At 36.1% G+C, this 22,533-nt stretch carries 20 protein-coding genes, 2 pseudogenes and 1 riboswitch; of the genes and pseudogenes, 6 read left to right on the plus strand and 16 right to left on the minus strand.

What is annotated here, in order from left to right; translation table 11 throughout:
* Positions 1 to 14: 14 nt before the first annotated feature.
* Positions 15 to 1,395 (plus strand): annotated as a pseudogene (locus FGL31_RS08300) (sigma-54-dependent transcriptional regulator).
* A 55-nt stretch (positions 1,396 to 1,450) separates the two neighbouring features.
* Here the strand turns inward: FGL31_RS08300 and FGL31_RS29780 are convergent.
* The 10 genes and pseudogenes from FGL31_RS29780 to FGL31_RS08345 form a co-directional block, all read right to left on the minus strand.
* Positions 1,451 to 1,603, minus strand: coding sequence for an LPXTG cell wall anchor domain-containing protein (locus FGL31_RS29780; protein ID WP_138090492.1), 153 nt, complete (start codon positions 1,601 to 1,603; stop codon positions 1,451 to 1,453).
* Between the two features lie 263 nt (positions 1,604 to 1,866).
* A pseudogene (locus tag FGL31_RS08310) lies at positions 1,867 to 3,049 on the minus strand (homoserine dehydrogenase).
* A 5-nt stretch (positions 3,050 to 3,054) separates the two neighbouring features.
* Positions 3,055 to 4,110: a homoserine O-acetyltransferase family protein gene (locus FGL31_RS08315; RefSeq protein WP_138090494.1), complete on the minus strand. Its 1,056-nt coding sequence runs from the start codon at positions 4,108 to 4,110 to the stop codon at positions 3,055 to 3,057.
* A 46-nt stretch (positions 4,111 to 4,156) separates the two neighbouring features.
* Complete coding sequence (locus tag FGL31_RS08320) at positions 4,157 to 5,464, minus strand: O-acetylhomoserine aminocarboxypropyltransferase/cysteine synthase family protein (RefSeq protein WP_138090496.1); 1,308 nt, start codon at positions 5,462 to 5,464, stop codon at positions 4,157 to 4,159.
* Positions 5,465 to 5,709: 245 nt separating this feature from the next.
* A riboswitch (SAM riboswitch) is annotated at positions 5,710 to 5,823 on the minus strand.
* Positions 5,824 to 6,003: 180 nt separating this feature from the next.
* Positions 6,004 to 6,435 (minus strand): hypothetical protein, encoded by a 432-nt coding sequence (locus FGL31_RS08325; RefSeq protein WP_171017584.1) that lies wholly within the window; start codon positions 6,433 to 6,435, stop codon positions 6,004 to 6,006.
* A gap of 93 nt (positions 6,436 to 6,528) precedes the next feature.
* Positions 6,529 to 7,407, minus strand: coding sequence for a 4-hydroxy-tetrahydrodipicolinate synthase (dapA, locus tag FGL31_RS08330; RefSeq protein ID WP_138090498.1), 879 nt, complete (start codon positions 7,405 to 7,407; stop codon positions 6,529 to 6,531).
* Between the two features lie 25 nt (positions 7,408 to 7,432).
* Positions 7,433 to 9,451, minus strand: coding sequence for an NAD-dependent DNA ligase LigA (ligA, locus tag FGL31_RS08335; RefSeq protein WP_138090500.1), 2,019 nt, complete (start codon positions 9,449 to 9,451; stop codon positions 7,433 to 7,435).
* A gap of 123 nt (positions 9,452 to 9,574) precedes the next feature.
* On the minus strand, positions 9,575 to 9,793 hold the full coding sequence (locus FGL31_RS28855; RefSeq protein WP_317130975.1) for a hypothetical protein: 219 nt from the start codon (positions 9,791 to 9,793) through the stop codon (positions 9,575 to 9,577).
* Positions 9,774 to 10,607 carry a glycosyltransferase family 2 protein gene (locus tag FGL31_RS08340; protein ID WP_317130976.1) on the minus strand — a complete coding sequence of 278 codons (834 nt, stop codon included), beginning with the start codon at positions 10,605 to 10,607 and terminating at the stop codon, positions 9,774 to 9,776. Before FGL31_RS08340 ends, FGL31_RS28855 begins: the two co-directional genes overlap by 20 nt.
* Complete coding sequence (locus FGL31_RS08345; RefSeq protein ID WP_099372626.1) at positions 10,608 to 11,474, minus strand: lysophospholipid acyltransferase family protein; 867 nt, start codon at positions 11,472 to 11,474, stop codon at positions 10,608 to 10,610.
* A gap of 75 nt (positions 11,475 to 11,549) precedes the next feature.
* On the opposite strand from FGL31_RS08345, the gene FGL31_RS08350 reads away from it, so the two are divergent.
* Complete coding sequence (locus FGL31_RS08350; protein WP_138090502.1) at positions 11,550 to 12,161, plus strand: WbqC family protein; 612 nt, start codon at positions 11,550 to 11,552, stop codon at positions 12,159 to 12,161.
* Positions 12,162 to 12,230: 69 nt separating this feature from the next.
* A complete protein-coding gene (locus tag FGL31_RS08355; RefSeq protein ID WP_138090504.1) occupies positions 12,231 to 12,884 on the plus strand; it encodes a hypothetical protein in 654 nt (217 codons plus the stop codon).
* Between the two features lie 189 nt (positions 12,885 to 13,073).
* On the opposite strand, the gene FGL31_RS08360 is transcribed toward FGL31_RS08355, so the two are convergent.
* Positions 13,074 to 13,688 (minus strand): helix-turn-helix transcriptional regulator, encoded by a 615-nt coding sequence (locus FGL31_RS08360; RefSeq protein ID WP_138094712.1) that lies wholly within the window; start codon positions 13,686 to 13,688, stop codon positions 13,074 to 13,076.
* Positions 13,689 to 14,068: 380 nt separating this feature from the next.
* Here FGL31_RS08360 and FGL31_RS08365 point away from each other — a divergent pair, with 380 nt between their 5' ends.
* From FGL31_RS08365 to FGL31_RS08375, 3 genes are all read left to right on the plus strand, one after another.
* A complete protein-coding gene (locus tag FGL31_RS08365) occupies positions 14,069 to 15,226 on the plus strand; it encodes an efflux RND transporter periplasmic adaptor subunit (protein WP_138090506.1) in 1,158 nt (385 codons plus the stop codon).
* A gap of 83 nt (positions 15,227 to 15,309) precedes the next feature.
* Positions 15,310 to 18,468 carry an efflux RND transporter permease subunit gene (locus FGL31_RS08370; RefSeq protein WP_138090508.1) on the plus strand — a complete coding sequence of 1,053 codons (3,159 nt, stop codon included), beginning with the start codon at positions 15,310 to 15,312 and terminating at the stop codon, positions 18,466 to 18,468.
* A gap of 10 nt (positions 18,469 to 18,478) precedes the next feature.
* Entirely contained in the window at positions 18,479 to 19,864 is a 1,386-nt protein-coding gene (locus FGL31_RS08375; protein WP_138090510.1) for an efflux transporter outer membrane subunit, read from the plus strand.
* 44 nt (positions 19,865 to 19,908) lie between these two features.
* On the opposite strand, the gene FGL31_RS08380 is transcribed toward FGL31_RS08375, so the two are convergent.
* The 5 genes from FGL31_RS08380 to FGL31_RS08395 all read right to left on the minus strand — a co-directional run bounded on the left by FGL31_RS08380 (position 19,909) and on the right by FGL31_RS08395 (position 22,530).
* Positions 19,909 to 20,571 (minus strand): endonuclease/exonuclease/phosphatase family protein, encoded by a 663-nt coding sequence (locus FGL31_RS08380; RefSeq protein WP_138090512.1) that lies wholly within the window; start codon positions 20,569 to 20,571, stop codon positions 19,909 to 19,911.
* Positions 20,572 to 20,735: 164 nt separating this feature from the next.
* The gene (locus FGL31_RS22595) at positions 20,736 to 20,897 is read right to left on the minus strand and encodes a hypothetical protein (RefSeq protein ID WP_171017585.1); all 162 of its coding nucleotides are present in this window, start codon (positions 20,895 to 20,897) and stop codon (positions 20,736 to 20,738) included.
* Positions 20,898 to 20,994: 97 nt separating this feature from the next.
* On the minus strand, positions 20,995 to 21,537 hold the full coding sequence (locus FGL31_RS08385) for a TonB-dependent receptor domain-containing protein (RefSeq protein ID WP_138090514.1): 543 nt from the start codon (positions 21,535 to 21,537) through the stop codon (positions 20,995 to 20,997).
* Positions 21,538 to 21,677: 140 nt separating this feature from the next.
* Positions 21,678 to 22,058 (minus strand): hypothetical protein, encoded by a 381-nt coding sequence (locus FGL31_RS08390; RefSeq protein ID WP_138090516.1) that lies wholly within the window; start codon positions 22,056 to 22,058, stop codon positions 21,678 to 21,680.
* A gap of 10 nt (positions 22,059 to 22,068) precedes the next feature.
* Positions 22,069 to 22,530 carry a hypothetical protein gene (locus FGL31_RS08395; protein WP_138090518.1) on the minus strand — a complete coding sequence of 154 codons (462 nt, stop codon included), beginning with the start codon at positions 22,528 to 22,530 and terminating at the stop codon, positions 22,069 to 22,071.
* Positions 22,531 to 22,533: the final 3 nt, after the last annotated feature.

Genomic DNA, 22,533 nt, shown 5'->3' on the forward strand with positions numbered 1-22,533 from the left:
CAAGTGTGTTAAATATGACAACAATTTTAATTATAGATGATGAGCGCCCGATCCGTAGCTCTTTAAGAGACATCTTAGAATATGAAGATTATAAAGTTCTAGATGTTGACAACGGCGAGGATGGCTTGAAGATTCTACAGAAAGAAAAAATCGACTTGGTATTGTGTGATATCAAGATGAATAAAATGGACGGTATGGAAGTACTGACCGCTGCAAAAGAATTTTCAGACATTCCATTCATCATGATATCTGGGCATGGCACCATAGAAACAGCTGTGGAAGCTGCTCGCAAAGGTGCTTTTGACTTCCTTGAAAAACCTTTGGACCTGAATAGGTTATTAATTACAGTAAGAAATGCCCTAGAACGTGGATCTTTAGTAAAAGAAACAAAGGTCTTAAAACGCAAAATCTCAAAAACAAAAGAAATCTTGGGTGATTCTTCAGGAATCAACTTGATTAAAGATACTATTGAGAAGGTTGCTCCAACAGAAGCGAGAGTTTTGATCACTGGTGCGAATGGTGCTGGTAAGGAACTCGTTGCAAGATGGTTGCATGAGAAATCAGGACGTTCCAGTTCTACTTTAGTTGAAGTGAACTGTGCTGCAATTCCATCTGAATTAATAGAATCAGAATTGTTCGGTCACGAAAAGGGATCCTTTACCTCTGCTGTCAAGCAACGCATCGGAAAATTCGAGCAAGCCAATAATGGTACCCTTTTCTTAGATGAAATTGGTGATATGAGCCTTTCTGCTCAAGCAAAGGTTTTGAGAGCTCTACAGGAAAATAAAATTACTAGGGTAGGTGGGGAAAAGGAAATCGACGTAAACGTTCGTGTTATTGCCGCTACCAATAAAGACCTTTTGAAAGAAATTGAAGAAGGTAATTTCCGTATGGACTTGTACCACCGATTGAGTGTAATATTGATTCATGTGCCTTCTTTGGCAGATAGAAAGGATGATATTCCTACTTTAGCAAACGCTTTCTGTGAAGAGATCTGTGCCGAATATAGTATGCCTGTAAAAGCATTTACGCCAGACGCTATGAAAGCTCTTCAATCATTGCCTTGGACCGGTAATATCCGTGAGCTGAGAAACATGATTGAACGTTTTGATCATTCTTTGCGATAAAAAGATTACTGAAGATGACGTTCTTAAATTTGCAAATCCAGGTGGACCTGCTCCTGTAGCTAATAATGGTACTGCAAATAATGGAAATGGATTTGATATGGAACAATTCACATCATTCCAAGACTTTAAGGACTTTTCTGAATGTGAATTTATCAAATACAAATTAGAAAGAAATAATTGGAACGTTTCAAAGACAGCCGATGACCTCGATATACAACGAAGCCACCTGTACAGTAAAATTGAAAAGTTCGGACTCAAAAGAGATTAAATAATAAAGGCCTGATTCAATCAGGCCTTTTCTTTTGTTAAGTATTTTTTCGTAATTAATCGTTAAACTTTCTTTTTTGACGGCTATATAGCATATAAAATGCAACAGTCAAAACAATAATTCCGATAATGATATACGGTAATGCAGATCCCTCACCAGTGCTAGCGTTGGTCCTGTCCTCTGCGAACAAGCCAATAGATACTGGCATTTAGTAATACTAACACATTCCACTTTCTCATGATTAATTAGATTTTTAAGTTTATTTATTAATGTCTGAATAATATAAAGCAAAAACCATGACAAAGCAAATGTATTAACAATTATTTAACCTATTAAATGCCAATCCATCATTTTGTAATACAAATGTTACTAATTGGTGGTTCCAAATAGGGAATTGTAAATCTTATTTGAAAAAAAAGTGCTAATCTAAACTCAGATTAACACTTTTATACACAAATAATTTAATTATAATTATAGAATCTCAGCAAGGAAGTTCCCTTGTTGATGAATGATTCCCCTTTTGGCAATAATTTCTTGAAGATTAATCGTGCCGATTACATACTTATGGTCATTACTATAAAATCTTTCTGAAATATTTTCGAATTCAATATTTTCCAATACATCTTCATCTTCATATCTTAAATAAACTTTTAAAGTATAATCCGTTGAATAGATAACTTGCTGTGCTTCCAAGTGTTTTTTGTACTCATATTTATAGTCATACCTTAAAGCTGCAATATCAGAAAGCACGGCTGATCCCGTTGGATGGCCACCAGCACCTTTCCCATAGAAAAACTGTTCGTCAGCAAATGCAGCTTTTACTAATACGCCATTGTATTCATTCTCGACATTCTGTAAAATGTTATCTTTTGAAATGAATTTTGGGAGGACATATAATACTACTTGGTTATTTGCGATTTCTTTAGCTAATGGAATTAACTTGATTTTATAATTTTTTCTCTCTAGCATATCTTATATCTGCATCACCCAAAGTATCAATTCCTAAGTTTAGGATTTCATCGGGATTGATATAAATACCATAGGCATGAGAGGCTACGATGGCTAATTTAAATTTTGGATCATAACCACCTACATCGAGAGTAGGATCAGTTTCTGCAAAACCTAATTCCTGTGCTTTTTTCAAAGCTGAGTCATAACTCTGGTTCTCATTAAATATCTTGGAAAGAATGTAATTTGAAGAACCGTTAAAGATACCACTTACTGAATGTAATAATTCATTATCGTAATACTCTTCTAAGTTTCTGATGATAGGAATACTACCACAAACAGCTCCTTCATATAAAAGAGAGGTGCCATGTTGGTTTTGTATTTCAGTCAATTCTTCCAAATGGGTTGCGATCATTTTTTTATTTGCTGAAACAACATTTTTGCCAGTTGTCAGCGCTCTTTTAGTGATTTCAAAAGCAGCATCAGCATCATCAATTAATTCAACTACCGTATTGATTTCTGGATCATCCAAGATAGCATTTGCATCAGTAGTAAATAATTGCGCAGGCAATGTTCTTTTTTTGTCTGCATTTTTGATTACAAATTTCTTTATTTCTAAGTTTAGGTTTTTAGTTTTTATGATATCGTATAAACCTTGTCCCACCACACCAAATCCGAACATCCCGATGGTAAGTTTCTTACTCATTATTATTAAATTAAATTAAGTTGATTTTCTGCTTTTGTATTATTTTTCTCAAGGAAATTACCGATTACTTGAGTTAGTGTTTTTGTTTCGATTAAAAATCCGTCATGGCCAAAGAATGAATGTAATTCATAATATTCGGCGTTAGGGATGTTTTTGGCGATAAATTCTTGTTCCGACGGTGGAAACAGCACATCCGAAGGAATTCCAATGATAAGCGTATTTACACCTTCAATGCTGTTAAGGACTTGTTCGACCTGACCTCTTCCACGACCTAAGTGATGGCTATCCATTGCTTTGGTGAGATACCAATAAGAAAATGCATTGAACCTATTGACAAGCTTGTCTCCTTGGTATGATTGATAAGACGATGCTTTATATGCATCGGTTTTATCATGGTCAGATTCCACTTGGGTAGTACCATACGCATTATAGGTCCTATAAGAGAGTAGGGCCATACTTCTGGCGGCTTTTAATCCTTTGAGTCCTGCATCAGGTTTTTTCTCAAAGAACGACGAGTCTGCTTCAATAGCAAGCCTTTGGCTCTCATTAAAAGCAATACCCCATGGCGAAAAGAAAGCATTTGTGCCAATTGCAATTAGGTTATGGATTTTGATTGTTTTTGAAACTGTCCATTCCAAGGCTTGCTGTCCTCCTAAGGAACCTCCTATTAATGTGTTAATCTCGTTGATTCCTAGATGATTCGCTAATAGTTGATGTGCATGTACGATATCACGTATGGTAAATTGAGGAAAATCCGTATAATAGGGCAAATTAGTCTCCGGGTTTGTCGATAGGGGATTCGTAGTCCCATAATGCGAGCCCAAAACATTAGCACAAACTATATAATAGTCTTTATCATTGAATAATTCGTTTTCACCAAATAATCCAGGCCACCAATCAAACACATCCGAATTAGCAGTCAATGCATGGCAAACCCATATCACATTGGATTTGTCTTCATTCAGGTTTCCATAAGTATGAAACGCAATTTGAAGATTTGCCAGTTTTTTGCCACTTTCTAATTCGAAATCTTGGTTATATCCGAAAGTTCTTAAACTCATTCTTATAAATTATCTTCCTCCATAAAAATCAAATAAGGTCCCCACCTTATTTGATTTTGTCAAATGCTTGTGCTAAATCCGCTTTTATATCTTCAATGTGTTCAATACCTACTGAGAGTCTTAATTGACCTGGTGCTACACCTGCTTTTTTCTGATCTTCAGCACTCAACTGTTGGTGAGTAGTTGCTGCTGGATGGATAATCAATGACTTAGCATCTCCAACATTTGCCAAATGGCTGATCAATTCTAATGCATCAATAAATTCATTGGCTTTTTCCACGCCACCTTTAATGGTAAATGAAAGCACGGCCCCATATCCATTTTTTAGATATTTCTGTGCGTTTTGATGGTATGGGTGGTTTTTTAAACCCGGATAGCTTACATGTTCTACTTGTGGATGCGAATCTAACCATTGAGCTATCTCTAGCGTGTTGTCAACGTGACGTTGTACACGTAATGATAATGTTTCTAATCCTTGAACTAACAAGAAAGAATTGAAAGGGGATAGGGCAGGGCCAAAATCTCTTAATCCTTCAACTCTTGCACGGATGGCAAATTGAATGTTACCAAATGGTCCACCTTCTCCAAATACATCTGAAAATACCAAACCATGGTATCCTTCCGATGGTTCAGAAAATTGCTTGAATTTTCCATTGCCCCAATTATAGTTACCACCATCAATGATTACACCACCAATGCTTGTTCCATGTCCACCAATCCATTTAGTTGCTGATTCAACAACTACATTTGCGCCATGCTCTAAAGGCTTGAACAAATAACCGCCAGCACCGAAGGTATTGTCAACGATCAATGGAAGGTCATGCTTCTTTGCTACTGAAGCTATGCGTTCGAAATCTGGAATATTATAGCTTGGATTGCCGATAGTTTCTACATAGATAGCTTTTGTTTTGTCATCTATCAAAGCTTCGATCTTATCTGCATCTGTATCTTCAGCAAATCTTGCTTCGATACCCAATCTTTTAAAGGACACTTTGAATTGGTTATAAGTACCACCATAAAGGTTAGAACCAGACACAAAATTCTCACCTGCTTCCAGGATGTTTGTCAAAGCGATAAATTGTGCTGCTTGACCTGAAGCTACAGCAACTGCTGCTACACCGCCTTCTAATGCTGCTATACGTTTTTCGAAAACATCAGTAGTAGGATTCATAATCCTGGTATAGATATTACCGAATTGTTTCAATGCAAAAAGGTTGGCACCGTGTTCTGCATTTTCGAATACATAAGAAGAAGTTTGATATATAGGCAATGCTCTGGAACCAGTAGTAGGATCTACTTCTTGCCCTGCATGTACTTGTAAAGTTTCAAATTTTAGGTTTTTATTATCTGCCATTTTTATATTTTTTTAATCATGTTAGTAAAATGAAATTATTAAATCCTTTGAAGTTCTGTGTTTAGGTCGTCATTTACTGATGGACAATTGTATTCAATAAGAATAATGCTGCCATAGGACGACTATCGCATTCGAGAAATACAAATACAGTTGATGGATTTAATCTTAATAGAAGAATCTGTTGTCGGTTTTCCGACAAGATATAATAATTCTGATTTTGAAAATTCTGAAGTCATAGTCTATTTCATTTATATGCTCCTGAGCTTTATTGCTTCGGACAGGAATTGGCACCTTTTCAATCCTTATTGAAGGTTGCCAGTGGGTCATTGAGCCAGTCTCTCGCCACTTCTTTATAAATCAAGACCATCTTTTTTAGAGAGGTAATGATTAGTGTACCACTATCGAAGTACTCCGCAAATATAGGCTACGGAAATTAATTTTGCAATTTTTTTAGAAAAAAGAAGACCTCAAATCTTGTTAGGCTATTCACTTACAATGATTTGAGGTCCCAAATATTTTGTTATTGTAATACCAGTTTTTTAAAAAGTGTTGTTCTTTGCATCATGCATTTGGATGATTTTGTCCACTACATAACGCGTGTTTCCACGCCAAGGTAACACACCATGGTATTCTTTATAATGAAGATCAAAAGCCTTACCACTATTTAACTCCAATACTTTAAATACAGAATCGCTCTCGATAGAAAATTCAAATTCATTGGAGGAGATTCCAGTCCCCGTATTTTGACTGCGGATACCTTCCTGAATCAATTTTCCTTCATAGGTCTTAAAGACATTTCCCTTTTTTACTGCATAATTTAAAGTTCCCGATTTAACTCCTTCGCCAAAAACAAAGTAGTACTTGAAATAAACAAATACTGCGAATGCCAAGAAGATAATGAGTAGAAACCAGCTGATGAACTTTTTGAAGCCTGAACCCCTTTTGCTGGGTTGTTGGGTAGTTGTTTCCATTATTTTGTTAATTCAGTTTTTCTATAGATACAATTAAGAATACCTAAAAATAAGAAAGGTTGGCCAAACTACATGACCAACCTATTAATTTTTTTATCCGAGTAGCTGCATCTCTGCATCTATTGCTTCTTTTGTTTTCGGACTGACCGGTACCAATGGTAACCTCACATAGTCCTTTCCAATTCCTTTTTTCTCGAGAATATATTTCACTCCTGCAGGATTTCCTTCAATAAAACACAGGTCTATCATGTTTAATAATTCCAAATGAATAGCTCTAGCCTCATCAAAATTACCTTCACTACATAAATGTGCCAATGCAGAAACCTTTGTTGGATAGGCATTGCCTACCACAGAAATTATTCCTGCTGCTCCCATGGCCATCATAGGAAGTGTAACAGGATCATCTCCAGAGATTAAAAGAAAATCTTTTGGTTTATCTCTTAAGATTTCGCTGAATTGGGAAAAATTTCCCGAAGCCTCTTTTGTCGCTACTATGTTTTTGAAATCCTTAGCCAACCTGACCGTCGTAGCCGGGCTCATATTACTTCCTGTCCTGCCAGGCACATTATAAAGAATAATCGGAAGTTTCGAAACCTCAGCAATAGCCTTATAATGTTGATAGATTCCCTCTTGCGTTGGTTTGTTATAATAAGGTGAAACTGATAAAATAGCAATGTAATCCAATACCTTAAAATTCTTGATTTGTTCAACTATTTCAAAAGTATTGTTGCCACCGATTCCAGCTACCAATGGGATACGCTTATTGACATGCTTAGAAGTAAATTCCCACACCTTCTTTCGTTCATCAGGATTCAATGTTGCAGTTTCACCTGTTGTGCCCAATGAAACCAAATAATCAATTCCTCCCTCGATTTGATAATCAATCAAATTTCCTAAAGTGTCGTAATCTACTGTGCCGTCCGCATGGAATGGAGTAACTAATGCAACTCCCGCACCTTGAAGCTCGTTCATCGTTTGTATATATTATTTTTAATTTTTATTCATTAATCATTGATAGCAGTTGAGCTTCAGAAATCATCGGAATCTGAAGTTTTTCTGCCTTTGCCAGTTTTGATGGACCCATTTTATCACCAGCAACTAAATAATTCAGCTTTGAAGAAATACTGCTCAGCATCTTGCCACCGTGCGCCTCGATCAATTCCGTCAATTCTTCCCGGGAATAATCTGCAAATACACCGGAAATCAAAAACGTTTTGCCCGATAAACTATCTCCGGCGAGTTGTATTTCTTTTTCTTCTATTTCGAACTGAAGGCCTAAGGATTTGAGTTTTTCAATCTCTTCCCAATGTTCAGGATTTGTCAGATACGCATGTATACTGTCTGCTATCCGGAGTCCTATATCCTGTACTGACAATATTTCGTCTACAGTGGAATTCTTGATTGCCTCGATATTTTTAAAGTGTTGCGCAAGTTTTTTTGCTACCGTCTCTCCAATATGGCGAATTCCCAAAGCAAATAGCACCTTCTCGAAAGGTTTATTTTTAGATTGTTCAATACCATTTAGCATATTGTCAATAGACTTCTGACCAAAACGTTCAATACCGACCAACTCATCCTTTCTATCAATCAAAGTATAGATATCTGCTATTTTGCGAATCAATCCAAGCTTGTAGAATGTTTCTATTGTTTCATCTCCCAAACCTTGAATATCCATCATTTTTCTGCCTATAAAGTGCTGCAGCTTTCCTACTATTTGAGGTTTGCAGCCATCTTCATTTGGGCAATAATGTACAGCTTCACCCTCTTCTCGAATTAATGGAGTATTACATTCAGGACATGTACTTGGATATTCAAATGCTTTTGTTCCTTCTGGTCTTTTTTCAACATTTGCACCAATGATTTTAGGGATTATTTCACCTCCTTTTTCGACAAATACAGTATCGTGTTCATGTAGATCCAGACGAGCAATTTCATTTGCATTATGTAAAGAAGCTCTTTTTACCGTTGTGCCAGCTAACAAAACTGGTTTTAAATTGGCAACAGGAGTAACAGCTCCGGTTCTTCCAACCTGATAACTAATGCTGTTCAAGATCGTTTCGACACGCTCAGCTTTGAATTTATAAGATATAGCCCAACGTGGTGATTTAGCGGTAAAGCCTAATTCCTCTTGTTGTGCGAAATCATTGACTTTGATTACAATGCCATCGATTTCATAAGTCAGTTTGTGGCGGGCATCATCCCAATAATGGATGAATTCCAAAACCTCGTCAATAGAATTACAAAGTTTTGAATGTTCACAGACTGGGAAGCCCCAAGATTTGACTTCTTCGATGCTATGCCTATGATCATGGAACAATTTATTTCTATTGTCACAGTACAGAAAGTACAGGAAGCAATCTAAAGGTCTTTTGGCCACCTCTCCAGAATCCTGAAGCTTGATTGTGCCGGATGCAAAATTCCTTGGGTTGGCATAGGTTTGTTCCCCATTGTCTTCACGCTCTTTGTTCAACCTCAGAAAAGCAGATTTATGCATGAAAATCTCGCCACGGATATCGAAACTTGGCGGATAATTCCCTTTCCTCAATTGATGTGGAATACTGCGGATTGTTTTTACATTATTAGTAACTTCATCACCTTGTGTACCATCCCCACGTGTCACTGCCTGGACGAGTTTGCCGTTTTCATAAGATATTGAGATCGATAAACCGTCGAACTTCAACTCAGCTACATACTGAACTTGATCTCCAACTACTTTTCTTACCCTTCCATCAAAATCTTTTAATTCCTGTTCGTTATAGGTATTGCCCAAAGACATCATAGGCCATTTATGACGGACAGTATTAAACCTTTGTGTAATATCACCACCAACTTTTAGGGTAGGGGAGTTCGGGTCTCTAAATTCAGGATATTGAATTTCCAAAGCCTCCAGTTCCTTCAATTTATGGTCAAAATCGTAATCCGAAATGGAGGGTTGAGCTAACACATAATATTGATAATTATATTCGTTTAGCTCACGGGTAAGTTCTTCTATTTTCGCTTGAATATCTACAGACATAGACCACGAAAATACAAAATATTCTAAGGGTAAAATAATTTAAAATCACTAATTAAAAAATTGCTCAAAGTGTTGCAAAACAATGCAGATTAACAAAAGAAAGATAATTCAGATGATCTATCTTTAATGAAAATTATTGTCATGAAGCTGCGAGAATTTATGGATTTTATTCACGTAATAATCCCATATTATTGATTTCTTGTATCTTCCTTTTTTGTTTTCCTTTTGGCTGTATTTTTTTCTTTTTCTTGCGGTTTTGAAAAAATTCTTGAAGAAATATTGGTGACCTCTACTTACTGCCCAAGCATCTGCTGATTTTCCGTCAAATAAAAATTTGATCAAAGCAAATAAATCCCACCACAATCTGCAAGCAATAATCCATACAGCCATCATAAAAGAATGGTTTTTTTGGATCATCACTAAATTGTTCCTGAAATTGAGATATGTTTTTGTGGGGGTTGCTTGTTTTCAAAGTACCACCACCAACATGGAATACTAATGAGTTTGGACAGTAACCAACTTTATAACCCATTTTTTTTAGTCTCCAACAGAGGTCAATTTCTTCAAAATGGGCGAAGAAATCTGCATCAAACCCTTCAGCCTCTTTCCATGCATTTGACTTAATGAATAATGCTGCACCTGTTGCCCAAAATACTTCTCGAGCATCGTTGTACTGACCATGATCTTTTTCTACCTTATCCAAGATCCTTCCCCTACAGAATGGGAAACCAAAATAGTCTATGTATCCACCCGCTGCACCAGCATGCTCAAATTCACCCTTATTATGATAAGACTGAATTTTTGGCTGACAAGCGACTAATAATGGATCTGCCTCCATTTGCTGTATTACAGGTTCAATCCAGCCCTCAGTAACTTCCACATCGGAGTTAAGCAAGATGTAATAATCGGCTTCAACACGTTTTAAGATTTCATTGTAACCACCAGCAAAACCTAGATTCTCTGTGTTTTTGATTATCTTGAACATTGGGAAATTCTCTTCTACATAGGAAATAGAATCATCTGTAGAACCATTGTCACCAATGATAAATTCAATATTTGGGTATGTGCTATTAAATACCGAAGGAAGGAATTTCTCCAAGAAATACTTCCCGTTCCAATTTAATATGACAACTGCAACTTTCGGGTAATTTGACATTTAATTTCTTCTTTTACGCTTCCATCTACGATGAGACCATAGCCAATAGGCTGGTTCTTCTTTTATAATACGTTCTGTAAAACGATTATGAATATGCGTGATCTCATGTTCTGGGTATTCATCTGGATTTACGACCAAGGTCGTAAACTTGCATGAGTAATATCCTCTTTTTTCTTTTCTCCTGACCTCACAGAAAACTACCGGGAACTTCATTAACCGAGCAATTCTTTCAGTGCCGGTATAAACCAAAGTTTCTTGGTTCAAAAATTCCATAAAATAATCAGAATCCTGATAGGTAGGTGTCTGGTCGGCTACAAACATACTAATATGTGGATGATTTTTCAATTTAATAATATGTCTGAGGATTTGTTTCATCGGTACCATCTCAGCTCCAAACCTTGATCGTATACCATTGTGGATATTGTTGAAAACTTTGTTGTTCAAAGGTTTATATATAATTAGTTCAGGTACATCCATCATCAAAGAAAGGCGATGGATTGAAAGTTCCCAATTGCCATAGTGAGAGGTTACACCAATAACACCTTTGCCTTTTTCTGTATACTGGTAAACCTCCTCTGGATTTAACAATTCAATTCTCTTAATTACTTCTTCAGGTTTAATACTTGCCATCTTGATCGACTCTACGATCAAATCGGGGAAATAACGATAGAATTTGTATGCAATATCTTTGATTTCTTTCTCTGATTTCTCTGGGAAAGCATTCCGTAAGTTTTGTAAAACCACCTTTTTTCGGTACCCAAAAACGTAATAGATTAAGATGAAAAGGAAATCAGAGAGGACATATAAGCACCAAAAGGGAAGGAGAGAAATTAAATACCATGTTCCGTAAATGAGTTTTTCCTTCATGCCAATTTTAAAGTACTTTATAAATATCCCCAAATAAAGTTATTTTTGCGGACAATTTGAAGGGAATATTAGTTTATGACAGAAGGAATATTACTACCAGCGCTTTATTTACCAAATATCAGTTATTTTCAGGCCATCAAAAATAGTGAAGGCCCGATTATTATTGAGCAATATGAGAATTTTCCAAAGCAAACATTTCGTACACGTACAGAGATTGCTACTGCAAATGGGATTTTAAACCTGATGGTTCCGATTGTTCATGGAAAAAAAATGAGAGTTCCAATGAAAGATGTTCAGATTAATTATGACCATCCTTGGCAAAGGCTCCATTGGTTAAGTATACAGACAGCATACAGAAGTTCTCCTTATTTTGAATACTATGAGGATGATTTCAAGATTTTTTATGATCGCGAGTATGATCTATTATTGGATTATAATGTTGAACAATTAAAACTAATCTTGAAATTATTGAAATTAAATCGTGAGATCATATTTACCGAAAAATATACTTCGGAATCTCCAAATGAGATTGATTATCGAACAGCAATCCATCCAAAAAAGCCTTCATTGATTGTGTCTCAGAAGCCATATTATCAATTATTTGAGGATAGTAATGGTTTTCAAGAAGATATCAGTATAATAGATTTATTGTTCAGTCAGGGACCCCAATCGAAAAACTTTTTCTAAGAAGTTTTTTGCTTTTATCCTGAAACTTTTTGTTTAAGTTTAATGTTCTTAATTAAACCAAATGTTTTCATGATACAAATTGCATCTATCTGCGTTTGCTTATTAATTTCGTTTTCTGCCATGGCTCAATCCGGTGCAGATACTATTCATTACCGTAAAGTTTATTATTTCGGCGGTACTGGTCTTTCTTTTCCATTAGGAAAGACAAAAGATGTCTTGACGACCAAGCTCTTCACGGGGAGTATGGGATTGGATATTTCGTTGAAAAATCCAAAATATTATCTACAGCCCACATTGTACATGATGGCATTTGGTTATAATCAACTCCAAGACGATTCTGAATATAATCGTGTGTTGAAGAATGCCCGATCTACGATGTACATCCTGAGTTTAGCGGGAGGGATGCGCAGGCAATGGGAACGCTTAAACACCTATGCTTATTTAGGGCCTTCTGGTGCATTGAACATGGAACCAAGGGCAGAAGACAATGCTGCTGATGGAACTGTCAACTTGCATTATGAATACAGTATTTCTCCGGCTATTAAATTAGGAGTTGGTTCGGATTATAAGTTCAAGGGATTTTTCCTTGGCATGGAGGTCGGGTACATGCACAATTTCCGGAAAATGCAGGGAAATCCAGTCAATGTACTGTCGATAATGGTCGGCTTAAAATCGGATATCACTAAAATAAGTGATAAAGTCGTAGAAGTTATATCAAAATAATTACAATATAAAATATTGATTTACAGGTAGTTTAATAAATTCCTTAAAATAAATTGTATTTTTTTTGAAAATAAATACAATATGCAGGAATATATGTCGTTATTACACTATCTAGATAAATAGAAAATATTTAGGTTAATAATTGGTTTGGTAAAATACCTGGAGTTCTCCGCTCCGGGTATTTTTGTTTTATGGCTCTTTTATTTCGTAAACACACCTTCTTCCTTTACTGAACAAATGTTCAGTACGTTTCACATTTCCGCCTAATAATTCATTAAATACTTGGAGCTCTACTTGGCAGAATTTTTGGCAAGCTGATGCAGCTTCACAAATTGGACAGTGATCCTCTATTAGTAAAAAACCACCTTCTACCTTCTCGTACCTGGCCATATATCCCTCTTGATCTCGAATCTGTGCTAATCTTTTGATCCTTCCCTCCAAGTCATTTTCTTCACCTAGCACATTTGAATATTTTGCCTTCAAATCTTCTGCACTGTAGGCCAAAACTGCATTCATTCCTGAATCCCCAAAAACTGAACGTATGGTTTCAATTAATTTAATGGTTACTTCTTGATATTTTGCTGGAAATTTCGAATGCCCAGCTTTTGTTAAGGACCAAATCTGTTGGGGACGACCACGACCTTTAACCTCTGTTGAAGATTCTACTAAGCCTTCGGCCGCCAACTTTAATAAATTAAATCGCGCTCCTTCAACGGTAATCCCTAATTCTTTGGCTAAGGGTATAATGGCCATGGGACCATTTATTTTTATGATTTCTAGTGCGCGTTCATTTTCCTGTAACATATTCACATTCCCACTTATAACTCACAAGATACAAAATATTAAAATTAACATAAAAAATATCCTTTTATATGCTGTGTTGTCATATAGTGTGTTTGTAAGGTACTGATATTCAGGTGTAAAATATCTATTTAACGAAATATAATTTAAATGTAATAAACTAAGTGATTATTTGGTTTAATATAATCTAAGAAATAGTTTTGGTTGAAGATTTAAGTTTTTTACTAACTCAACTAAAATGAAATTAACTGTAAAAGCCTTTGCACAAAAAGACAAATTGTCAACACAGGAGTATTCAAAACAATCTGGGATACCCTGATTCTGGTTTGGAAAGATTTAAAATATTTAACGATTAAATTCAGTTTACAATTTATATAATCAACATGCAACCAATCATAATTAAGAAAATACATTTCTTTTTAATTTTTCTGTCCATCATTCTAATTTCAGGATGTGTTGGAGAAGCAAAAGATATAGAGAATGATAATGAAGTAAAGGATGTAAATATCCTAACCTTAAAATCTGAACAAGCTAATCAATACTATGATTATCCTGCTAGTATAAAAGGCCAACAAAACGTTGAAATTAGACCTAAAATAGATGGATTTATCGAGCAGATTTTGATCGATGAAGGTGCAAAGGTGAAAAAAGGTCAATTACTTTTCAAGATTAGCAATCCAATGTATGAACAAGAAGTGTTGTCAGCAAAAGCATCCATTGAAAGGTTTCAAGCAGCAGTGAATACTGCGAGAATGAACTATAAAAAAACGGTTCCTTTGGTTGAAAAGGGAATCATCAGTGAATATGAACTTGAAGCCAAAGACCTTGATTTAAAAGGGAAACAAGCAGAATTAGAAGAGGCAAAAGCTAGATTGCGAAATGCTAAGGTGAATTTATCCTATACTTCAATTTTTAGTCCTTCAAATGGAATAATTGGGACTCTGCCTTTTAAGATAGGAAGCTTGGTCAGTAGCTCTAGCCCTGAGCCGTTGACGGTAGTATCGGATATTTCAAATGTTCATGTTTATTTTTCTATTTCAGAAAAGCAATACCTTGCTATGATCGAGGAGGGTAAAAATATTTCTTTAGAACAATCCATTGCTAAACTTCCTCAAGTTGAATTGATCCTTCAAAATGGGATGGTTTATCCTCAAAAAGGTAAAATTGAGACTTCTGGGGGCTTAATAAATTCGACAACTGGATCAATAAGCTTAAGGGCAGAATTCCCAAACGAAAATGGATTAATTCGAAGTGGCAGCAGTGCCACCATCAGACTGGAAAAGCCTATTTCTGACGCTATTTTAATTCCTGCTAAAGCAACTTTTGAAATGCAGGGTAATAAGTTTGCCATAATGCTTGATCAGGATAATAAAGCAAAAACTGTAGGGATAGAGGTATCTGATTTGCCGATCGGTGATTCCTTTGTAGTTGTTAAAGGATTAAAGCCTGGGGATCTTATTGTTACGGAAAATGTAGGATCTATCAAAGATGGAGATCTTCTCAAGCCTAAACAAAACGAGAAAATAGCAGAAATAAAATAAGATAAATTTTAATGATGGACCCTGAAATGCAGATAGCTTAAATAGTTGTCCTGGAATAACTATGTCCATAAAATCAAGAAAATATGTTAAAGACATTTATAGACAATCCCGTTCTATCCACCGTTATTTCGATTATAATCGTCATCTTGGGAGTTTTAGGATTGGTCAATTTACCTATTTCACAATATCCTGATATTGCTCCTCCCACGGTTCAGGTAACGGCAAATTATCCTGGTGCGAATGCTGAGGTTATGATGAAAAGTGTCATTATCCCTTTGGAAGAACAAATTAATGGGGTCGAGAAGATGACCTACATGACGTCCAAGGCAAGTAATGACGGTTCTGCAGTAATCACCGTTAATTTTGAGCAAGGTGCAGATCCAGATTTGGCTGCCATCAATGTGCAGAATAGGGTTGCAAAAGCGAATGGTGTTATGCCTCCTGAGGTAATCCGATCAGGGATTACTACTACTAAAATGCTGAATTCATGGTTGATAGGTTTTTTTATTTATAGTGAAAACAAGGATTATGATTCTAAGTTTTTAGATAATTATATGCGCATCAACATTGTGCCCGAGCTCAAACGTATCTCTGGAGTTGCGGATGTTCAAATGTGGAGTTTGATGGATTATTCGATGCGTATATGGCTCAAACCTGATGTGATGGCCACCTATGGATTAGTTCCTGACGATATTGTGAATGCTTTGGCTGATCAAAATTTAGAAGCGGCTCCAGGTAAGATAGGCGAGAATAGTTCCAAAACTTTTGAATATGTTCTAAAATATACCGGCCGTTTGGAGGAGGACCATGAGTTTGAAGAAATTGTATTGAAAGCTACAGAGAATGGTCAAATCTTAAGATTAAAAGACGTGGCAGAGGTGGAGCTAGGTGCGGTAAGTTATGCCTTCGAAAATTCATTGAATGGTTTTCCAACCACAGGTGGAGCAGTTATGCAGACAGCAGGCTCAAATGCTCATGAAATTAACCAACAAATCGTAGAATTTTTGAACCAAGCTCAAAAGGATTTTCCGCCCGGCGTAAAATGGGATACTTACCTGAATACCAATAATTTTTTAGATGCTTCAATCTCTAAATTAGTAAAGACTTTGGTTGAGGCCTTTTTATTGGTTTTCATTATGGTCTATATTTTTTTGCAAGATTTTAGATCCACATTGATTCCTGCTATTGCTGTTCCTGTTGCTATTGTGGGGACCTTTTTCTTTTTAAATCTTTTTGGGTATACATTAAATTTATTGACGCTATTTGCATTGGTATTGGCTATTGGGATTGTTGTCGATGACGCCATTGTTGTTGTGGAGTCGGTTCATGCTAAACTAGACCAAGGAGCAAAATCTCCAAGGTTGGCAACCTTAAATGCCATGCATGAGATCAGTACGGCCATTATTTCAATCACCCTTATAATGTCTGCGGTTTTCATACCAGTAACCTTTATTAAAGGTTCTGCAGGGGTATTTTATCAACAGTTTGGAATTACCTTGGCTGTTGCCATTATTATTTCTGCTATTAATGCATTGACATTAAGTCCTGCCTTATGTGCATTACTCTTGAAACCTCATCATATTGATCCTGAAGAAAAGAAAAAAGGATTCTTGAATCGTTTTTTTACAGCCTTTAATGCTGGTTTCAAGGCTTCAACAAAACGGTATATTCACGCAGTTAAATTCTTGATAAAAAGAAAATGGTTAGCACTGGGAAGTATAGCCGTATTCACAGCCATTCTGATCTTTTTCATGAAAACTACGCCAACTGGTTTTGTTCCTAATGAAGATTCTGGAGCCATTTTCGGAGATGTGATTCTTCCTCCGGCATCAACATTAGAGCAAACTAAGAAGGTGTTGAAAGAAATAGATAGTATCATTTTATCTATTCCTGAGGTGAAAATTAGCTCAACATTATCAGGAATGAATCTTTTGAGTGGAAACGGAGGTTCCTATGGTGCTGTTTTTATAGCTTTAAAACCTTGGAATGAAAGAAAAAATAAAGACCAAGATATCAATAGTTTGATCGCAAAAATGTTTGAAAAAACTAGTCATATTAAAAGTGCCAATATTATTTTCTTTGCAGCTCCAACCTTGCAGGGTTTTGGTAATACAAGTGGATTTGAAATTCAACTTCTTGATAAAACAGGAGGAACTTATGCTGATTTTGAAGGACATGTTAATAATTTCATGACATCCATAAACCAACGTCCAGAAGTGATGTATGCTGCAACTCCCTACAACACAAATCTTCCTCAATACAAAGTCAAAATTAATGTACCATTAGCGAAGGAAACAGGAGTAGATGTTTCAGCTATATTAAAAACATTACAGGGATATTTTGGCGGAATGTATGCTTCAGATTTTAACCGGTTCGGAAAACAATATAAAGTTTTTGTACAATCTAATCCTGACCAGCGGGCTCAAGAAACAGACTTGGAGAAAATCTATGTAAGGAATAATGAAGGTTTAATGGCACCGATATCAAGCTTTGTTACCTTAGAAAGGACCAGCGGACCAGAATTTATCAATCGGTTTAATCTTTACACTTCAGCATTTGTTAATGGTGCTCCGAATGCGGGTTACAGTACAGGGGATGCAATTCGAGCAATTGAAGAAGTTGCAGTTGAAACTCTTCCTAGAGGTGTTTCTTTTGATTACAGTGGTTTAACACGGGAAGAGATTCTGAGTGGAAACCAAACGATCATAATATTTATTTTGAGTTTGATTTTTGTTTATTTCTTGTTGAGTGCACAGTATAAAAGTTATATTCTTCCATTCGCAGTTTTACTTTCATTACCATTTGGACTGAGTGGTGCTTTTCTCTTTGCAAGAATTGCAGGGTTAGACAACAATATTTTTCTTCAGATAAGTTTAATCATGTTGATTGGTCTACTAGCAAAGAATGCAATTTTAATTGTTGAATTTTCCTTACAAAGGCGGCATCATGGGATGAGTTTAGTGCGGGCAGCAATCTCTGGTGCTGAAGCTCGATTAAGACCGATCTTAATGACATCATTTGCCTTTATTTTTGGGTTGCTACCGTTAATGTTTTCAAGTGGAGTTGGCGCACTGAGCAATAGATCAATTGGGACTGCCGCTGTCGGAGGAATGCTGATTGGAACTATTTTAGGTGTCTTTATTATCCCAATCCTGTTTGTTGTTTTTCAAGCTATACACGAAAAGGTTAGCGGGAAACCTAATGTATCTGTATCTAAAAATACAGTATTAATCAATGAATAAAACTTATGACATGAAAAAAATAATCTTATTAATTTCCTTCTCTTTATTCTTGCTTAGTTCTTGTCATATCACAAAAGAGTATAATCAGATCAACGTTTACAACGATTCCTTATATAGAGATAGTTTTGGAAATGACACGAATACCATTGCTAATATTCCATGGCAAGAATTTTTTATTGATGAAAATCTGCAAGCATTAATTCAGAAGGCTCTTTCACAAAACCTAGATTTAAAGATGGCGATTGAACGAATTAATGTTGCCAATGCTTATTTTAAACAGAGTAAACTAGCTTTCCTTCCGGATTTAAATTCATCGGTTTCTGTTAGGCAATCTAAACTTGCTTTTCCTCAAGGGTTTGGACTCATCAATAGTTCGACACAGTATGATCTGATCATCAGTTCTAGTTGGGAATTGGATATTTGGGGCAAGTTAAAAAGCAGCAAAAAAGCTGCGCTTGCGAATTTATTGAAAACAGAAGCGGCCAAAAGAGCGGTTCAAAGTCAATTGGTTTCTGAAGTAGCTTTCTATTATTATCAACTTTTAAGTTTGGATAATCAACTGGAAATATTAGAAAAAACTTTGGAAAACAGGAAGTTGGATGTTTCGGCGATGAAAGATCTCAAAGCTTCTAATATCGTAAATGGAGCTGCTGTTGTTCAAAGTGAGGCAAACCAATATTCCGTTGAGGTTGCCATCCCGGATGTGAAAAGATTAATCAAGGAAACAGAAAACATGTTGTCTTTTCTGATTGCGAGCCCTTCAGAAACCGTAAACAGAAAATCATTGGGTGATGAAGCAATTCCCCAAGAATTGTCGGTTGGCATTCCAGCTCAACTTTTAAAATATAGACCCGACGTCCAAGCTGCTGAGTTGGAATTTAGGATAGCATTTGAACAGACTAATGTAGCTAGGACTGCTTTTTATCCAAACATTAACATCACAGGTAGTGCTGGTTTTTCAAGTTTAGACTTTTCTAAATGGTTTACAGCAGATGGTCTATTCGCAAATATAATGGGGGGACTTACACAACCCATATTTAATAAGGGGATGAACAAAGCTAACCTAAGCTCAGCGGAGGCTAATCAAGAAATTGCTTCCCACAATTTTAAGAAGAGTGTATTGATAGCAGGTCAGGAAGTTTCAAATGCCTTGTACGCTATGGAAACTGCCAAAGAAAAAGAGTCTAGTCGAATAAAACAGATTGAATCCCTGACGAAAGCAGTCGATTTCACCAAAGAATTATTGAAATATAGTGAGACGACCAATTATACGGATGTGTTAACCTCAGAACAGAATTTGTTGAATGCCGAACTGGGAATAGTGAATGATAGAGTTGAACAATGGATAGCATTAATTTATTTATATAAAGCAACAGGGGGTGGAGTTGAAAAATAAATAATAAAGGGAGCCGCAAGGCTCCCAATACTAATAATATGTATTTATATGTCTTTCAACTTGAATTTTGCATAAACAGGTAAATGGTCAGAAACTTCACCAACCTCCGTCACTACACGACTTTCCAGCATTTCAAAGTGATCACTGTAAAAAATATAGTCCAATCGCATTTCTGGCTTATCAGATGGATAAGTAAAGAAATTTCCGTCTTCCTCCATGGCTGCTGAATTAATGTTTTTACCAAGAAAGGTATTTATGGTCGGATTATTTTCTTTAGGACAGCTGTTAAAATCACCTACTAAAATTGTTGGGTATCTTTTACTGCAATTTTCATATAGTTCAAGGACCTTTTCAGAATGTTTTAGTCGCGTTTGTTGGTCAAATGCTTCCAGATGGACATTGATAACAAGTATATCTTTATTTTCAAATTTTAGCGTACATATTTGAGCAAGGCGGTCCAGATAAAAGGCTTTATAATAAAATGGTTCACTTTCCACTCTAGCCAAAGTATCTATCATCTGTTGTTTTACTTCGAATTTAGAGATTAGGGATTGGCCAGAAATAATCTTTTTGAAATGTACATTGATTGGCCAGTATGGATATGGTACGTATTCTTTGTCCCAGTTTGGTTGCTCTTGCGGCATATGGATAATGGCTGTTGGCCAATTCAAATTCTTGGTCGACATCAAAGCTACGGTGCGATCCATAATCTATTTCCTGGAAAGCGACAATATCAGGTTTTAGTTCTTTGAGAAAAGATTTCATAAAAGAGAGGTTCTGTTTATGAGATTCTTTCACCTGCTTTACAGGTAAATTATTCGTCATTCCACTCAAGTACCCGATATTATAAGTCATTATACTTAGGGTAGAATCATTTTTTTGAGGATGAGCTCAACGTATGATCTGAAAGCTTTACGATTTGGCTGACGGCTCTTTTGTCATCGGTCTTTCTGCTTGCCCAATAGTATATATTGAAAGTAAGGACAGCAAGGATTCCTAAGAAAAGTAGAGCAAGATATAGCGTTTTCTTCATGTTTATAGGTTTAATCCAAATGAGGCTCCATAGATAGCTCTTGGGCCAGCAACAAAAGTAGGCAAGCCAATATTATCTCCGGAGTTCCCAGCGTCCATCACATATTTTTGATCAAGAATGTTCTTGCCGAATAAGCCAAATTCAAAGCTTCGTTTATTTGATTTTTGAACTTAACACCTAGGGTTGCATTCATGATGCCGTATCCTTGCTGCGAAAGCAATTCACGGTTCTCGTCCTCAAAATAGACCTTTGATTTGAAATTATAATTGGGTCTAAAATAGATCTGTTTTTTTGGAGATAAATCATGAGTAACATCAAATCCGATGTTCATGCTATGTTTTGGAACCATTCTAAAGGTATTTCCGGCTAAAACTTGTTGGTTGCCTTGAGAGTCTTTTTCATTGAATTTGGCATCTAAATAGGCATAATTGGCAAATACATTCAATGATTTTAAGATTTGATATTCAAGAGTACCTTCAAATCCATAAGATCTTGCTTTACCAGCATCTTCAGCGACTTGTTGCAAACCGACAGTTCCTTCCACTTGAACCAATCTAGTTGTTTGGAAATTTGACCAGTCAAAATAATATCCTGCAAAAGCATAAGATAGTTTATTGTTGTATATACCTTTGATTCCCATTCATAGTTCCATACTATTTCTGGTTTTAAGTTTTTGTTTGCTCCAGGCCAAATATAGATTACTGGTGGTCTTCTACCTTTTGAAACCGTAGCATAGATATTGTTGTTGGCTATGGAATTTATAGTTCATGGCTAAACGTCCTACGTAAGAGAGGTAGTCTTAGATTCCATGATCCAATCATTTGCAACTGGGGCTAGAAGGTTGTTGTTTCTGTTTTGCATTTGAGCAATAATGCTCGGATCCTTGGATTCTGGTGCAAGATAGCCGCCAGTCAATCTTTCATAAGTTCCTCTTATTCCTGCAGTTAATTTTAATTTTTCGGAAAGGTCATAAGTGCCATCAAGAAAGATGTCAAATGAATGAGTTCTTCCTAATAAGGAATAGCTTTCATAATGAGATGGATTCAATAGTGCTGCAGAGATAGCGTTCAATTGTTTTGCTTGTTCTGGGGCTAACATATTCACCAAATTCTTTAAGGCATCGGCACTCAATACACCTGTAGGAACAAGTTGTTTGATCATAGCTTGGTATTCAGGAGGCAATACGGCTATAAAAATTCATAGAATTCAGTTCATAGCTAAGCATCTCGTAAATATTGGGCATTGTCTTATAGGGCTGTGGAACTCCATTTATGAGTAGAGGCGGATTAATTGGAAAAATCTTGTCTACCATGTTATTGATTGCCCCGGAATATTGAGCTAAACTCGCTGCTCCGCCGCCCATATTTTTTAATGCTCCGGTAAGCTGTTGTTTGAGTTGCGCATTGATCAGCCCTGAAGCATAAGCAGGGAAGAGGTTTTGTTCATTTACATTCAATCCTACTGTTTGCTTTGAATCTTCATAGAAATAATTCAACCCTAAAAAGCCATTGAATTTATTGCCTTTGTTATAATTTACCCTTAATTCTTGTGAGAATTGGTTTCCAAAAGAATGGTCCATTGCATTGATTACATGAGCTGCTGTACCATCAACATCAAAAATATTCTTTAGCATTAT

This window comes from Sphingobacterium daejeonense (assembly GCF_901472535.1).
GTDB classification, from domain to species: Bacteria; Bacteroidota; Bacteroidia; order Sphingobacteriales; family Sphingobacteriaceae; genus Sphingobacterium; species Sphingobacterium daejeonense.

Excerpts from the sequence above, each read along its gene's own strand:
- FGL31_RS08370 (WP_138090508.1), top strand. The coding sequence starts at position 15,310 with ATGTTAAAGACATTTATAGACAATCCCGTTCTATCCACCGTTATTTCG.
- FGL31_RS08325 (WP_171017584.1), bottom strand. The coding sequence starts at position 6,435 with ATGGAAACAACTACCCAACAACCCAGCAAAAGGGGTTCAGGCTTCAAA.
- FGL31_RS29780 (WP_138090492.1), bottom strand. The coding sequence starts at position 1,603 with ATGCCAGTATCTATTGGCTTGTTCGCAGAGGACAGGACCAACGCTAGC.
- FGL31_RS08360 (WP_138094712.1), bottom strand. The coding sequence starts at position 13,688 with ATGTTACAGGAAAATGAACGCGCACTAGAAATCATAAAAATAAATGGT.
- FGL31_RS08365 (WP_138090506.1), top strand. The coding sequence starts at position 14,069 with ATGCAACCAATCATAATTAAGAAAATACATTTCTTTTTAATTTTTCTG.
- FGL31_RS08375 (WP_138090510.1), top strand. The coding sequence starts at position 18,479 with ATGAAAAAAATAATCTTATTAATTTCCTTCTCTTTATTCTTGCTTAGT.
- FGL31_RS08340 (WP_317130976.1), bottom strand. The coding sequence starts at position 10,607 with ATGTCAAATTACCCGAAAGTTGCAGTTGTCATATTAAATTGGAACGGG.
- FGL31_RS08350 (WP_138090502.1), top strand. The coding sequence starts at position 11,550 with ATGACAGAAGGAATATTACTACCAGCGCTTTATTTACCAAATATCAGT.
- FGL31_RS08315 (WP_138090494.1), bottom strand. The coding sequence starts at position 4,110 with ATGAGTTTAAGAACTTTCGGATATAACCAAGATTTCGAATTAGAAAGT.
- FGL31_RS08380 (WP_138090512.1), bottom strand. The coding sequence starts at position 20,571 with ATGGATCGCACCGTAGCTTTGATGTCGACCAAGAATTTGAATTGGCCA.
- FGL31_RS08395 (WP_138090518.1), bottom strand. The coding sequence starts at position 22,530 with ATGCTAAAGAATATTTTTGATGTTGATGGTACAGCAGCTCATGTAATC.
- FGL31_RS08320 (WP_138090496.1), bottom strand. The coding sequence starts at position 5,464 with ATGGCAGATAATAAAAACCTAAAATTTGAAACTTTACAAGTACATGCA.
- FGL31_RS08390 (WP_138090516.1), bottom strand. The coding sequence starts at position 22,058 with ATGATCAAACAACTTGTTCCTACAGGTGTATTGAGTGCCGATGCCTTA.
- dapA (WP_138090498.1), bottom strand. The coding sequence starts at position 7,407 with ATGAACGAGCTTCAAGGTGCGGGAGTTGCATTAGTTACTCCATTCCAT.
- FGL31_RS08385 (WP_138090514.1), bottom strand. The coding sequence starts at position 21,537 with ATGGGAATCAAAGGTATATACAACAATAAACTATCTTATGCTTTTGCA.
- ligA (WP_138090500.1), bottom strand. The coding sequence starts at position 9,451 with ATGTCTGTAGATATTCAAGCGAAAATAGAAGAACTTACCCGTGAGCTA.
- FGL31_RS08345 (WP_099372626.1), bottom strand. The coding sequence starts at position 11,474 with ATGAAGGAAAAACTCATTTACGGAACATGGTATTTAATTTCTCTCCTT.
- FGL31_RS08355 (WP_138090504.1), top strand. The coding sequence starts at position 12,231 with ATGATACAAATTGCATCTATCTGCGTTTGCTTATTAATTTCGTTTTCT.
- FGL31_RS22595 (WP_171017585.1), bottom strand. The coding sequence starts at position 20,897 with ATGAAGAAAACGCTATATCTTGCTCTACTTTTCTTAGGAATCCTTGCT.